At 62.8% G+C, this 13,909-nt stretch carries 12 protein-coding genes; 8 read left to right on the top strand and 4 right to left on the bottom strand.

Annotated elements, in window-relative coordinates; translation table 11 throughout:
• The 6 genes from ABB27_RS09220 to ABB27_RS09195 all read left to right on the top strand — a co-directional run.
• Positions 1–1,182, top strand: a 1,182-nt coding sequence (locus ABB27_RS09220) for an SAM-dependent methyltransferase (RefSeq protein ID WP_057628402.1), incomplete at its 5' end; no start/stop codon positions are given.
• 1 nt (position 1,183) lies between these two features.
• Positions 1,184–1,729: a DUF2878 domain-containing protein gene (locus ABB27_RS09215; protein WP_057628401.1), complete on the top strand. Its 546-nt coding sequence runs from the start codon at positions 1,184–1,186 to the stop codon at positions 1,727–1,729.
• Positions 1,726–2,511: a DUF1295 domain-containing protein gene (locus ABB27_RS09210; protein ID WP_057628400.1), complete on the top strand. Its 786-nt coding sequence runs from the start codon at positions 1,726–1,728 to the stop codon at positions 2,509–2,511. Before ABB27_RS09215 ends, ABB27_RS09210 begins: the two co-directional genes overlap by 4 nt.
• The gene (locus ABB27_RS09205; protein ID WP_057628399.1) at positions 2,508–3,581 is read left to right on the top strand and encodes an SAM-dependent methyltransferase; all 1,074 of its coding nucleotides are present in this window, start codon (positions 2,508–2,510) and stop codon (positions 3,579–3,581) included. Before ABB27_RS09210 ends, ABB27_RS09205 begins: the two co-directional genes overlap by 4 nt.
• 8 nt (positions 3,582–3,589) lie before the next feature.
• Positions 3,590–4,132 (top strand): lipocalin family protein, encoded by a 543-nt coding sequence (locus ABB27_RS09200; RefSeq protein ID WP_057628398.1) that lies wholly within the window; start codon positions 3,590–3,592, stop codon positions 4,130–4,132.
• 445 nt (positions 4,133–4,577) lie between these two features.
• Positions 4,578–6,152: an SDR family NAD(P)-dependent oxidoreductase gene (locus ABB27_RS09195; protein ID WP_057628397.1), complete on the top strand. Its 1,575-nt coding sequence runs from the start codon at positions 4,578–4,580 to the stop codon at positions 6,150–6,152.
• 146 nt (positions 6,153–6,298) lie between these two features.
• Here ABB27_RS09195 and ABB27_RS09190 read toward each other — a convergent pair whose 3' ends face one another.
• Positions 6,299–7,213, bottom strand: a complete 915-nt coding sequence (locus ABB27_RS09190; RefSeq protein WP_057628396.1) for an HAD family hydrolase — start codon at positions 7,211–7,213, stop codon at positions 6,299–6,301.
• Between the two features lie 71 nt (positions 7,214–7,284).
• Positions 7,285–8,877 carry an arylsulfatase gene (locus ABB27_RS09185; protein ID WP_057628395.1) on the bottom strand — a complete coding sequence of 531 codons (1,593 nt, stop codon included), beginning with the start codon at positions 8,875–8,877 and terminating at the stop codon, positions 7,285–7,287.
• A 773-nt stretch (positions 8,878–9,650) separates the two neighbouring features.
• Between ABB27_RS09185 and ABB27_RS20045 the strand changes: the two genes are divergently transcribed.
• Entirely contained in the window at positions 9,651–9,830 is a 180-nt protein-coding gene (locus ABB27_RS20045; protein ID WP_057628394.1) for a hypothetical protein, read from the top strand.
• Positions 9,831–9,997: 167 nt separating this feature from the next.
• On the opposite strand, the gene ABB27_RS09175 is transcribed toward ABB27_RS20045, so the two are convergent.
• On the bottom strand, positions 9,998–11,395 hold the full coding sequence (locus ABB27_RS09175; protein WP_211263692.1) for a DUF1254 domain-containing protein: 1,398 nt from the start codon (positions 11,393–11,395) through the stop codon (positions 9,998–10,000).
• Positions 11,396–11,446: 51 nt separating this feature from the next.
• Here ABB27_RS09175 and ABB27_RS19940 point away from each other — a divergent pair, with 51 nt between their 5' ends.
• Positions 11,447–11,599, top strand: a complete 153-nt coding sequence (locus ABB27_RS19940) for a hypothetical protein (protein WP_161809635.1) — start codon at positions 11,447–11,449, stop codon at positions 11,597–11,599.
• A 114-nt stretch (positions 11,600–11,713) separates the two neighbouring features.
• Here ABB27_RS19940 and ABB27_RS09170 read toward each other — a convergent pair whose 3' ends face one another.
• Positions 11,714–13,909 carry a DUF6923 family protein gene (locus ABB27_RS09170; protein ID WP_057628392.1) on the bottom strand — a complete coding sequence of 732 codons (2,196 nt, stop codon included), beginning with the start codon at positions 13,907–13,909 and terminating at the stop codon, positions 11,714–11,716.

Here is a 13,909-nt window from a genome sequence, read left to right as displayed (position 1 = left end):
GCACAGCTGGCGCCGCTGCGTTCGGGACAGTTGCGCGTACGCGATGCCATCGGCGAAGTGCTGTTGGGTGAGCCCGACGCACTGCAGGTCACGGTCACCATCCACAACCCCGCGTTCTACCGGAAGGTTGCCGCACAAGGCAGCGTCGGTGCCGGCGAGAGTTATATCCACGGCGACTGGCACTGCGACGATCTGGTGGCGCTGGTGCGCTTGCTGGTACGCAACCGAGAGCTGCTGGACGCGATGGAACATGGGCCGGCGCGCGCCGGTGGCTGGCTGCTGCGCGGCTGGAACCGCCTGCGCCGCAACAGCCGCGAAGGCAGCCGGCGTAACATCGCCGCCCATTACGATCTGGGCAACGACTTTTTCGCGCTGTTCCTGTCGCCGGACCTGATGTATTCCTCGGCGCTGTTCAGCAGCGACGAAGACACGCTGGAGGCCGCGTCCACCCGCAAGTTGGACCGCATCTGCCAGCAGCTGAACCTGCAGCCGGGTGACCGCGTGGTCGAAATAGGCACCGGCTGGGGTGGCTTTGCACTGCACGCCGCCCAGCACTATGGCTGCCATGTCACCAGCACCACCATCTCGGCGGAGCAGCACGCACTGGCATCCCAGCGCGTCGCGGCCGCCGGGTTGCAGGACCGCATCACCCTGCTGATGCAGGACTACCGCGACCTGCAGGGGCAGTTCGACAAGCTCGTATCCATCGAGATGATCGAGGCTATCGGTGCCGAATACCTCGACGTCTACATGGCCACCTTGCAGCGCTTGTTGAAGCCGAACGGCGTCGCGCTGCTGCAGGCCATCACCATCGAGGATCACCGCTATGAGCAGGCCCGGTCCAGCGTGGATTACATCAAACGCTATGTGTTCCCCGGTAGCTTCATCCCCTCCATCAACGCAATCATCGCCGCCAAGACCCGCGCCAGCGACCTGCAGCTGATCGCCCAGCAGGACTTCGGCCACTCCTATGCGCTGACCCTGCGCGCCTGGCGCCGGCGTTTCCTGGTGCAACTGCCCGCGGTGCATGCGCAGGGATTCAGCGCCGGCTTCTGCCGCTCCTGGGAGTTCTACCTGGCGTACTGCGAAGGTGGCTTCCTGGAACGTTCCATTGGCGTCTCGCACCTGCTGCTGGCGCGCCCCGGTCATCGGCCGGACCATTCTGCAACGGACCGGTGCTGACATGCGCATGTGGGCCAACCTGCTCGGCAACCAACTGGTCTGGCTATGCGCCGTGGCCGGCGCCGGGCGCGGCTGGCAATGGCCGGCGCTGCTGGCGGCAACGCTCTACGTGGGCAGCCAGCTAGCCAGCTCGGCACAACCGAGGGTGGATCTGCGCCTGCTGGCACTGGCCTTGGTCTGCGCATGGCTGGTGGACGGCCTGGCGGCGGCCACTGGCAGCGTGCGCTACGCCGCCGCGCCGCTGGGCTGGGCGCCACCGCCCTGGATAATGGCGCTGTGGGCCTCGTTCGCGATGACGATTACCGGCTCGATGGCATTCCTGCAACGCCACGCTTTGCTGCCCGCGGTATTCGGCCTGCCGCTGGCCCCGCTGGCCTACCTGTCCGCTGCGCGGGGTTTCAACGCGGTGCAGTTCACGCCGCCCGCATGGCACGGCGTGCTGCTGCTCGGCGTGTGCTGGGGTATCGCCCTGCCGTTGCTGTGTGGTGCGGCACGCCATTGGTCACGCACTGCAGCCTTTCATCCTGCGGGTGGAGTGTCGCCATGAAAGATCTGATCTGGGTGTTGGCCGGTGCCATCGTTCTGATGGGCTTGGGTTGGCTGTGGCATCGCCGGCATCGCAATATCGGCATTGTCGACGTGCTGTGGGCCTTGGGTTTGGCCATGTCGGCAGTGTTGCTGGCGCTGCTGGGCGACGGTGCCTGGCTGCCACGTATCGCGCTCGGCGTACTGGCGGGCTTGTGGGGCAGCCGCCTGGCGCTGCATCTGTGGCACAGGGTGCGCAGCGAGGAAGAAGACGGCCGCTACCGCTACCTGCGCGAGCACTGGCAGGGACACCAAGGCAAGATATCCGGTTTTTTCATGGCACAGGCGATGCTGATCCTGCTGTTCGCGCTGCCCTTCATCGCGGTGGCGTTGAACCCGAATCCGCATATGCGTGCCTGGGTTGTTGCAGCGGCAGCAGTGTGGCTGCTGAGCGTTGCCGGTGAAACCCTGGCCGACAGGCAACTGGCGCGCTTCCGCGCCGATCCTGCCAACCGTGGCCGCACCTGCCGCGACGGGCTGTGGCGCTACTCGCGTCATCCGAATTATTTCTTTGAATGGCTGCACTGGTTCACCTACGTACTGCTAGCAGTGGGTTCGCCACTGTGGTGGCTGGCGTGGGCCGGGCCGGTGTTGATGTACCTGTTTCTACGCTATCTCAGCGGCATCCCCTTTACCGAGAAGCAGGCACTGCGCAGCCGCGGTGATGACTATCGCACCTACCAACGCAGTACGCCGATGTTTTTCCCCTGGATTCCCAAGCCTTCCAAGGAGCATTCGCCATGACCGACAGCGCATCACTGCACCCCGCCGCGGATGCCGAGACCGGCATGGTGGCCTGGGCCGAGCGTGGGTTGGTACCCGATGCCGCACTGCGTGCGGGGATCCGCCACTTGTGCACGCAACGCTTGCATGAGGAAACCGAAGGTGGTGTCGAGGCGCAGTCGGAGCGCTTCAGCCGGCGCATCGCCGAGCTGTCCAGCAGCCCACTGGCGTTGCATGTGGATGCGGCCAACCGCCAGCATTACGAAGTACCAGCCGCCTTCTTCCAGGCCTGCCTCGGCAAACAGCTCAAATACAGCAGTTGCTACTTCCCCACCGGCGAGGAGAGCCTGGACCAGGCCGAGGACGAAATGCTGACGCTCTATGCGCAACGTGCCGGACTGCGCGATGGCCAGCATATCCTCGAGCTGGGCTGCGGCTGGGGCTCGTTGACCCTGTGGATGGCCGAGCACTACCGGCATGCACGGATCACCGCCGTGTCCAATTCCCACAGCCAACGGGAGCACATCCTGTCCCAGTGCGACGCACGCGGCCTAAGCAACGTGGACGTGCTCACCTGCGATGTGAACGAACTTGAGTTTTCCGCCGCGCATTTCGACCGCTGCGTGTCGGTGGAAATGTTTGAACACGTGCGCAACTACGAGCGCCTGCTGTCGCGAATAGCCCGCTGGCTGAAGCCCGACGGTGCGTTGTTCGTGCATATCTTCGCCCACCGGACGCAGATGTACCCATTCGAGACTGTGGGTGGTGACAACTGGATGGGCCGGCACTTCTTTACCGGCGGGCTCATGCCCTCGGTGGACACCCTACTGCACTTCCAGCGTGACCTGCACCTGGAGAAACGCTGGCTGCTGGACGGCAGACATTACCAGCGCACCGCCAATCTCTGGCTGGCCAACCAGGATGCAGCGCGAGTGGAGGTGATGGCCGTGCTGGAGGCCACCTACGGGCAGGCCGATGCAAAAATATGGTGGCAACGTTGGCGCATGTTCTGGATGGCCTGCGCCGAATTGTTTGGCTATGCAGATGGCCAGGAATGGCTGGTGGCGCACTACCTTTTTCGACCCAACTGAGGTGCAGCATGCGCGGTGTCTCCCTGCTTTCGCTATTGGCCGTGGCCCTGTTCGGCAGCGGTTGCAGCACCACCGAAACGCGGCCGCTGCCCCGCCCCGATTCGGTCGACATTCCGCGCTTCATGGGCGACTGGTATGTGATCGCGCACATTCCGTCACGGCCTGAGCGCAAGGCCTTCGATGCAGTGGAGCGTTACGCGCTGCGCCCGGATGGGCGCATCCAGACCACCTTCACCTACCGCAACGGCAGCTTCGATGCGGCGCAGAAGACAATGCATCCGATCGGCACGGTGGAGGCGCACGGCAACGGTGCCATCTGGGGCATGCAGTTCATCTGGCCGATCAAGGCGGAGTATGTGATCGCCTGGCTGGACGACAGCTACGCCCAAACCATCGTTGCGCGCAGCAAGCGGGATTACGTCTGGTACATGGCGCGCACCCCGCAGGTCAGCGAAGCCGACTATCAAAGTGCCGTGCAGCGCATCCAGGCAATGGGCTATGACGTCAGCAAGCTACGCCGAGTACCTCAGTCCAGTCGATCCTCGAACTAGTTCGCCAGCCGGCGCTGCTCGCCCAGTCATGGGCGCAGCGCCGCGCTGCCGGGGTCAGCGTTTGGCGTCCGCGCGCGGCCAGCCCACACTCATTCATCTACGAGCTACCGCACACAAGCCGGTGCGCTCCGAGGGCCCGCGCGGCCATTCGCTTTCAAATCCAGATGGCCGGCGCGGATCAGAGCCGAGCGCCAATGGCAGGCGTGTCGGGCGCTGTGGCTTCCCGGCTCCCGCTGCGCCTCCAGCCTGAACCACTGCCGTGCACGTTGGCGAAAAACCAGCCTGCGCCGCCCATGGCGGCCACAGATTGGCGCCAACCCCCTGATATCTGGGACAATTGCCCCCGGCCACGCGCTCCCGGCCTGCTACAGCATGGACCCGCATCGAGGCGGTCACCGCTCTGCTGTCCATCCACGGCTTGCCGCCGCTCTTTCCGGATTGTCATTTGAACACCATCGCCACACCTGTTGACCCTGCCCTGCCCTTGGCAGACCGCCTGCGCGAAGCGCTGGACCTGCTGGAGGCCATCGAAGCGGATCGCAGCATGCTCGACACCTTGTCCGAGGCTGACCGCGTGCGCCTGCACCAGGTGGTGGCCAAGGTATTCCACCCCGAACCGAAAGCGCGCCGGCAGATGCTGAAGAAGCAGGCCCGTGAGCGTCACCAGGAAAAGGTGCGCAAGTCCGAGGCGCTGCTTGACCAGACCGGTATCCGCGCCCTCCGCCGCAAGCCGGTGTTCAGCACGCCGAATTACTTCCCGCCGCACGCGGCCGGCCTGCACGACGCGAGCAACGGCGAAGGCCCTGCCGCGGCCGAGGAGCCCGTGCACTCGCCTGAACTGCGCCATTGCTACGTATGCAAGCAGAAGTTCACCCAGCTGCATCATTTCTATGACCAGATGTGTCCGGTCTGCGCCGATCTGAACTACATCAAGCGCACCGAGACTGCAGACCTGCATGGCCGCGTCGCCTTGCTGACCGGCGGCCGGGTCAAGATCGGCTATCAGGCCGGCCTGAAACTGCTGCGTGCCGGTGCCGAGCTGATCGTCACCACACGCTTCCCGCGTGACTCGGCGGCACGCTACGCCGAAGAGCCCGACTTCGCCGTGTGGGGCCACCGTCTGCAGGTATATGGGCTGGACCTGCGCCATACGCCCAGTGTGGAAGCCTTCTGCAGCGAGCTGTTGGCCACCCGCACGCGTTTGGATTTCATCATCAACAACGCCTGCCAGACCGTGCGCCGGCCGCCGCAGTTCTACGCGCACATGATGGCCGGCGAAACCGCCGCCGTGCAGAGCCTGCCGGATACGATCCGCAAGCTGATCGGCAACTACGAAGGCCTGCGCAGCGCCGATCTGTTGCCGGTGGCAGCCGCCGCTGCGCTGCCATCGCCGCAGGGTGTTGGCGCCGACGGGCTGACCCGCGCCGCCGAGCTGTCGCAGGTGCCGTTGTTGGCCGATGAACTGCTGGGCCAGCGCCATCTGTTCCCCGATGGGCGTCTGGACCAGGACCTGCAACAGGTCGATCTGCGCGACAGCAATTCCTGGCGCCTGCGCATGGCCGAAGTGCCGTCGGTGGAGCTGTTGGAGACACAGCTGGTCAATGCCATCGCACCGTTCATCATCAATGCGCGACTGAAGCCACTGATGCTGGCCACGCCCGAGCGCGACAAGCACATCGTCAATGTGTCGGCGATGGAGGGGCAGTTCTACCGCAACTTCAAGACCACCCGTCACCCGCATACCAACATGGCCAAGGCCGCGCTGAACATGATGACGCGCACCTCGGCAGCCGATTACCAGAACGACGGCATCCATATGAACAGCGTGGATACCGGCTGGGTGACCGACGAGGATCCGGCAGGCCTGGCCGCCCGCAAGGTGCAGGAAGAACGCTTCCACCCGCCCTTGGACATCATCGACGGTGCCGCACGCATCGTTGACCCGATCATCCACGGCTTCAATACCGGCGAGCACGTCTGGGGACAGTTCCTGAAGGACTATGCGCCCACCGATTGGTGAGTTTGCCCGGTTCGTTTGAAGCGATAGTCCAGCCCACTGGCGTGGGTTGGGCTATCCGTTATTCCGTCGATCAGGCAAGCGTGTTTTGCCGCGGCAAACCAATGCAGCGCGGGCTCACCGGCCCACCACGGCAAGGCTGGTAGAACTCAGGGGAAAATCCGTGTCCAGTCGCGCTGCATGCTGACCACATGGATACCTTCCTTGCCGGCGGCATCCAGCGCCTGGTCGAGCGGGCTGACGTGGAAGTCCCTGTCATACGCGGCCTCCCGCGCATCGTCATCGTGGCGCAGCAACAACGCGAGATTCGGCCCCTTTCCGCCCAGTACGTAGCGGAGCATTGCAAGGTCGCCGTCGGAATTGCCGAATGCCAGGATAGGGCGACGGCCAATATGCAGCTCGATGTTGACCGGTTTCTCATCGCGGTCATCGAAACTCCCCAGTTCGGCAAGCTTCACTATCTCGGCATGGCCTCCAGCGAAGTCGAACTTCGCACGGGTACTGGAGCCGATCACCTGCTCCGGCGGAATCCCATAGAGGCGCTGCGACACCGCACGTACGAACTCAATGCCACCGCCAGTGGCAATGAAGGTCTTGAACCCATGGGCGCGTAGATACTCCAGCAGCTCCACCTGCGGCTGGTAGTAGCAGGTGTCGAAGCCACGTTGATAGCGAGGATGCTGGCTACGCCCAAGCCATTCGGCCACATCCGCCTGGAATTGCGGCACGGTCATACCGGCATGCACCGCCAATGCCGGCTCGAATACCTCTTGCTTGGGCATGGCCTTCAAGGCCGCCATATCGCCGGCCAGCATCGCCTTGTACGCGCGCTTCCCGGCCAGCGCCGGCGTTGCGACGATCAGTTCCCGCAGCTTTTCATGGCTGAAGCAAACCTGTGCGAACATCGGATACTCGGCCCACAGCGTGCCATCGTTATCAAACACCGCGATCCGCTCTGATGGTGCGACAAACTGCGGGCCACCTGGTGCGACAACCCCGGATACGAAGTCCTCGATAGCGGACCTGACCGGCCCGTTGTTCCATGAAGGAAGCGTCGGTTTCATTGTGGGCAGCTCCTCAAGCACTTAGGGAGTTGCGCCGCCAGCACTGGGGCGACGGCGCGATTGACGTGCCATCAATCCTTTGCCGACAACGAGTCCATCTTCGCCAAGGCATCGTCCAGGGTGAAGCTACCCGGCTCCTGTACCCGCGGAAACTCCTTCAACGTCTGTGCGAACTTGTCGGCCAGCCCCCATGCGCCATAGATGATGTAGGCGTGGTAAAGGAACCACTCGTAGTAGGTATTGGACGTAATATCCGCATACTCATACGGATCAGTGCGCAGGTTGAACAGCTTGGGCAACCGCAGCGGGGTGAACGGTTCGGCCCATATCTGCATCGTGCCACGGCAACGCTGCTCCATGAATGTCACTTTCCAGTTGTCGTAGCGCAGCGCAAGCACGTCGCCGTCATCGCTGAAGTAGATGAACATCTTGCGCGGGCTGTCGGCTTCCTTGCCAGTCAAATGGCCCAGCAGACTGAATCCATCTATATGATTCTTGAAGGTCTTGCCATTGGCCTTGTAGCCCTTCTTCAACTTGTCCACTACCTCCGGTGCACCGGCCATTTCCAGGAAGGTCGGCAACCAATCATGATGTTGGATGATGCCGTTTGAGACGGAACCCGGTTTGATTCTTGAAGGCCAGCGCACCAGCTCGGGGATTCTGAAGGCGCCCTCCCAGTTGGTGTCCTTCTCGCTGCGGAATGGCGTGGTGCCGGCATCTGGCCAGGAGTTGCGGTGTGGCCCATTGTCGGTGGAGTAGATCACCATGGTGTCGTCGGCAATGCCGAGCTCGTCCAGATAGTCCAGCAGATCACCAACATTGCGATCATGGTCCATCATGCAGTCATGGTAAGGGGACTGCCAACGCCCGGCCTGGCCCAGACTGCTGGCCTTGGTATGGGTGAACATGTGCATGTGGGTGGTGTTGACCCAGCAGAAGAACGGGGTGTCACCTGAGTGCGCGCGGCCGATGAAGTCCTTGGCCTTCGCCACGAACTCGTCGTCACAGGTTTCCATGCGTGCTTTTGTCAGGGGCCCGGTGTCCTCGATCTTCTGCTTGCCCACCCTGCCCCAGCGCTCCTGCACCGTGTCATCGTCCTTGGAGGTGGCCCAGCAATGCAGCACCCCGCGCGGGCCGTTGGTCTTGCGGAAATTCGGGAAGTTCTTCTCCGGGAAGTAGTCGTACATCTCTGGCTCTTCCTCGGCATTGAGGTGGTAAAGATTGCCGAAGAATTCGTCGAAACCATGCACCGTTGGCAGGTATTTGTTGAGATCGCCTAGATGGTTCTTTCCGAACTGGCCGGTAGCATAACCCTGCTCCTTCAGCAGCTCGGCAATCGTCACCGACTCGGGCTGCAAGCCTTCCTTTCCGCCGGGCCGGCCAACCTTGGACAGACCGGTACGATAGACGCTTTGCCCAGTGATGAACGCCGAACGCCCGGCCGTGCATGACTGCTCACCATAAGAGTCGGTGAACATCATGCCTTCGTTGGCGATGCGGTCGATATTGGGGGTCTGGTATCCCATCAGACCGCGGCTATAGCAGCTGAGGTTGCTTATGCCGATATCGTCGCCCCAGATAACCAGGATATTGGGCTTCTTTTCGCCAGAGTTTCGGCGGTCGTTCTTCGCCGGCGATTTGGAAGGAACTGCCTTGGTAGCCATGCTGGATTCCTCGTATGTAAGGCGCTTTGTCGAGTGCTGGTAATCCGGTCGGATACACAGGCCTGCGATCAAGATCAGACAGCGGAGGCACGGGCAGGACCGGCTGGATAAAGCCACGCAACAACTGGGAATGGTTCTTTGCTTCCCGTACAAGCCGGGCAATACCACGTTGGGCCCCCAGGCCGGCGACCGGCCTGTCGCCAGCGAGCGCAACCATGAAAGGCACATTTTTGTCGTCACATCGCCATGGTGAGCAGTGATTTACACGAGCCGAGTTGCGTCCCGATACAGGGGGACCAGAGTTGCACCGCAGCTCCGCCCTTGCATCAGTACTATCCACACGATCAGCTTGGTAGAACTACTGAAGCACGGCTGGTCTGGTGTAGACAGCCAAGAGCTTCCTCCTGGCGCCATCAGTCTCTTTTCACGCGAAGCAAGAGCAGGAAGACACGCTTTTGCGAAACTACGGGCGGCAAGCATGGCGGGTGTCGACGAAAAGAATAAAGCGCAGCGAAACGCCGTCCAGTCACAAACAGCTTCCATTTGGCTGGAATGCCGTGTGGCAACTGAACATTGCTCTCCCCCGCTCGGCGATTGAGTCTGGATCATCGCGGGGTATCGCCAAGGCCGCAGTTTTCCCAAAAAAGCCACATCATCTCGACATGCCCTTATCGTGAATATGCGTAGCTTTTCAGCCGTCGGCCAGGCGGTTGAGGCGGCTGTGTCAACGGCTGTTCGTTTTGTTCACCCATTCACTGTGAGGAATTCCGGCAATGACCAGAGATCGCAAGGACCCGCCAGAGCCAACCGAAGCCCGAGGCATACCCGAGCCGGCGCATGTACGTGAGCAACGCAAGGAACATGAGAGCCAGAATCAGGACGAAGCATTGGAGGAAACCTTTCCTGCCAGTGATCCGGTATCACCGTTCATTCCGACCAAGGCACCGGATTGAGCGCTGGCTGGCGCAGATGCCCTTTCGGCGCCAGCTCCATAGCCGCGCCTGCAAACCGATGGTCAACTTCAGAACCACAGCCGACCATGATTCGACATCATGCGCGGCGCAACCGTTTACGACCCAGCTTTTCAGTATCCGGCTCAACCCGGCCCTTGCGGGAAAACTCAGCCAACGCGGTGGACCGCCGGTGGCGTCCAGCGCCCATCCAGAATCTCCGGCTTGGGCCAGTAGGCACGCAGGAACAGCGAGAAATCGGCGCCCTCCGGTGCAGGCAGCCAGTTGCTTTCACGCTCCTTGCCGGGCGAAGCGGCCTGTACATGAATAATCAGCGTGCCGTCGCTTTCCAGCTGCAAGGTCTTGTTCTTGGTCCCCAGCGAATAGCGATGAAGTGCATTGGGCACGAAGAAATGGTGCGCGTCATACAACGTCAGCGACCAGAACCCATCGACGGGCGGTGTCTGGCCGGCCGCGAACCGGACCTCATAGCGGTGCGCGGCGTTCAAGCGCTCGCCTTCGCTGTCCAGGTCCTGGTACAGGTACTTGGTCTCGCGGGCGGTATTGACCAGGATGTTCGAGCGGGCTACCGCAGTCCGGGCGAAATAGTCGGTGCCGAAGGCGGCGCCATTGTCGACGGTTGACCAATGCTGGCCGCGTGGCAGGCCCCAGTTGCGGAACTGCAATAACGGGCCGATCACCTCGATATCGGCGCGGCTGACCGCGTCGATGGCTGCTGCCTTCAGTGACGGGTCCTGCTGGATTGCCGCCAGCAGCGCCATTGCCTGCGCGTACAGCGCCTGCTCACCTGCAAGCGGCCGTGCATCGGCCAACACCGGCGCCAGCTGATCGAAGAAGGTCTGTGGCACCACCCATTGGGTCTCACCGCCGGCATCGTTGCTGCCAGGCTGCGCAAAGGATGGGAGGGTTCGCCAATCATGGCGCTTCATCGTTCCGTCGAACTGGGCAAGCGGATACAGATCGATCTGCGCGATCACCTCCTGCACTGCGCGGCGGTCGTCGTCGGTGTCATCCTGGAATACACGCGGTGCGACCATGCCGGTGTCACTGCTGGCACGAAAGACCTGGCTTACTCCGGGCGGCACGTCACCTTGCCAGTCCGGCCCCACCAGCAGATAGAAACCCGGTTTGGTCGCATACATCGCGCCGATGCGGGCAAAGCTGTCGGTACGGATATCCACTGCCTGGTAGACCCAGAAGCGGCCACCGAAATCGGGTACCTGCACGATCACCGGTGTTTTATCCAGGGCAATGACACCGGCGCCATACACCACGTCCTGATTGGGACACGCCACCCAGCGCTGCTCGGGTTGGATGTAGTCGTGCAGCATCGACAGCGTGTTCAACGGCGCCAATGGCAGCACGCCGTTCATCAGCCCCGGCCTGGGTGCCTTGTCGAACACCAACCGCCGGTTGTAGATATTCACCATCGGCCATGCCCAGAAGTAGACGTGCGGTGCGAGCATGCGCACATAGGCCTCGGTAATGCGCATTGCGCCTGCTGCGTTGCCCGCAGCGGCGGGAGGAAGAACGCCGACCTTGTTCACGGTATATCTCCGGCTGCGATTGGGGCATTGAACAGGCATCGATTGCCCGGCTTGAAAGCCGCCCTGCTGACCCGGCTGCAGAGCGTGACCACAGCCGTGGTTCCACCTGCCGATCAGCGGTTGGATCCGGACGCGATGCGCTGCCAGACTACGAGCGGCGCGGTGTGCAACGAAACCGAAATTCAACGCATCACGCTGCGGTAAAACTACTGCCTGGCGCCAGCCAGGGCGCGGAAACAAAGGCATCACCGGCTGGGCGGCAATCTACGCCGCGCGCGTCAGCCGCTTGCAGTCGACGCTTGCAGTACGCGCCTGCATTCAGGGAATGACCAGGCAACTGACGGTGACCAGAACGGTGCCATTGTTGGCTGGCAAGCTGGGAATGATCACCCCGGTGCCAAACAAGGCCGCGCGGCTCAGTGAGACCGGGCACGACGCCGCACCCGTGGCACTGCAGGTTGGCGGCGTGCTCGGGCTAAGGCAATCCAGCCGGCCGTTGGGCGTATCGCTGAGGACGGCATTGCTGACGTCGGCCGGGCCCAGGTTACTGGCAGTCAACGTGTAGCTGATGGTGTCACCGATACGCACGCTGGCGCTGGGCGTGGTCTTGACCACGGACAGGTCAGTCTGCGGTGCCGGATCAGTATCCGTGGCCGAGTTGTCATTCGGTGTCGCGTCGGTGTAGCTGGTCGGCGGAGTGATGGTTGCAGTATTGGTCAGCATTGCGTGGCTTTGCGGGTACGCCAGCGGCACCGCCATGGTCAGGGTGTAGGTGGCCTGGGACACGATGCGATTGGTTTCATCGAATTCCAGATCCAGCTGATCATCAATGGCGCCGGTACCGCTGCTCTGGCCGCACTCGCCTTCTCCCTGGGTTATCTGGCAGGTCCAGCTTGCGGTGCTTATGCCCGGAGGCAAGGCATCGCGTACGCGCAGGTTCTGCACACCCACCGGGCCACGGTTGCTCACCACGATGGTGTAAACGACATTGGTTCCCGGCAGGTAAGTGTCGCTGGGCAAATCGTTGGGGCCCTGTGCGGGGGTATTGGTCTTGCTGACGCCCACATCCACGCCGAGCACGATTTCTGCCGAAGCACAGTGCGCGCCGTCATTGCTGCCGACCACCGGCGAGCCCGACAGCCGCGTACCGGCGCCGGTGGTCAGATCGAATTCGTAGAAGCCACCCGGGTCGTTGCGTGAACCGTACAAGGCGGTAGGCGTGCCGAACAGCGCGCCGACATTCCCCAAGGCGCCATTGGCAACAGGCAATGTGGTGACCTGGCCGGTGCCGGGATCAATCCAGGCGACGGTGCCGTTCTGGTTGACCGTGTACAGGCGGCCATTTATCCACGCCAGATCGGCGCCGCTGACGGTGCCGCCGATCAGATTGATGCGCGTGGCGGTGCCGGGCAGCGTAGTCAGGTCGATACGATAGATGGCGCTCACCACATTCTGGGTTTTGACGTATAGAAAACCATCCGTGCCGATTTCGCCTGCGTTGTAGCTGTTGTTCACCGGCGGGCTGGTCGGTGCCGGCAAACCACTGACAGCGCCAAGCACCTCGGTGGAGCCATCGGAATGGATGCGCACCAGGTTGGTATTGCCGATACGTATGCCGTACAGGAAATTGTCCGCCGGCCGGTAGCCAACCGCGTTGTACGGCACGCTGCCGGTACCCAGCGGTATCAGCGTGAACGGCACCGAGCTGGTATCAACCCGCGACAAGGTGGTGTTGTCCTGGCCGGAGGCGGCCTGGCTGATGAACATGTCCGGGCTGCATTGGCTGAACGGCCCGCCGAGGCCAAGCAGGCGGGGCGCGCCCAGGCCGGAGCGCAGGCCACCGGAGGAGGATTGCAGGCCGCCGCTCGCACGCGGCGCAGCGTTGCGATCAGCCACCGAGCCCGGGGACGGCGTCGACGTCGGTGCGGTCGGCGCCGGCAATCCGGCATCTGCCTGCGCGCTGTCACTGTCGCGCGCGCTCAGGCGTGGTGCGGCGCTGCCTTCCACCGGTTGCAAGGCGGCCTCCAGCTCAAGCAATGGATGAAGGTCCGGGTAATCGGCGGGAACGGAGATCGTCAATTGGTAGGTCACGCTGCTGCCCGCAGGCAGATGCGTCATCGCATCAACAGCGCCGCTGCCCTGGGCACTGGGGCAGCGTGCACCGCCATCGCTCAGGCATGCCCAGTGCGCCTGGGTAATACCAGCAGGCAGTTTGCTCTGCAGGCGTCCGCGGAACGCCGCCGTACCGTTGTTGGTGGCACGCAGCTGATAGGTGATGTCGCTGCCGGGCCGGTAGTGATCATCGGCAAGATCGGCAGCGCCCAGCGCCGGGCTGTTGCTGACGGTCAGCAGCACGCCACCGTCACCCGCTTCGGCCCCCGCGCTGGTCTGCGCCTTTGCCTGCGTCGCCAACGCCAGCAGCAACAGCCACAACGCCAACAACTGGTAAAGCTGCAGCTGCACAGTTGGGCGAGCATTGTCACGCGGAAGCGGCTGCATACGGGTCATGGTCAT

The sequence above is a fragment of the Stenotrophomonas terrae genome (genome assembly GCF_001431465.1).
In the GTDB taxonomy this organism is placed as follows: Bacteria; Pseudomonadota; Gammaproteobacteria; order Xanthomonadales; family Xanthomonadaceae; genus Stenotrophomonas; species Stenotrophomonas terrae.
Note: the sequence above shows the minus strand (reverse complement) of the source record. Positions and strands in the feature narration are given on the sequence as shown.

Coding starts and splice junctions, on each gene's coding strand:
- ABB27_RS09190 (WP_057628396.1), bottom strand. CDS start 7,213: ATGAAACCGACGCTTCCTTCATGGAACAACGGGCCGGTCAGGTCCGCT.
- ABB27_RS20045 (WP_057628394.1), top strand. CDS start 9,651: ATGACCAGAGATCGCAAGGACCCGCCAGAGCCAACCGAAGCCCGAGGC.
- ABB27_RS09170 (WP_057628392.1), bottom strand. CDS start 13,909: ATGACCATGACCCGTATGCAGCCGCTTCCGCGTGACAATGCTCGCCCA.
- ABB27_RS09205 (WP_057628399.1), top strand. CDS start 2,508: ATGACCGACAGCGCATCACTGCACCCCGCCGCGGATGCCGAGACCGGC.
- ABB27_RS09210 (WP_057628400.1), top strand. CDS start 1,726: ATGAAAGATCTGATCTGGGTGTTGGCCGGTGCCATCGTTCTGATGGGC.
- ABB27_RS09185 (WP_057628395.1), bottom strand. CDS start 8,877: ATGGCTACCAAGGCAGTTCCTTCCAAATCGCCGGCGAAGAACGACCGC.
- ABB27_RS09200 (WP_057628398.1), top strand. CDS start 3,590: ATGCGCGGTGTCTCCCTGCTTTCGCTATTGGCCGTGGCCCTGTTCGGC.
- ABB27_RS09215 (WP_057628401.1), top strand. CDS start 1,184: ATGCGCATGTGGGCCAACCTGCTCGGCAACCAACTGGTCTGGCTATGC.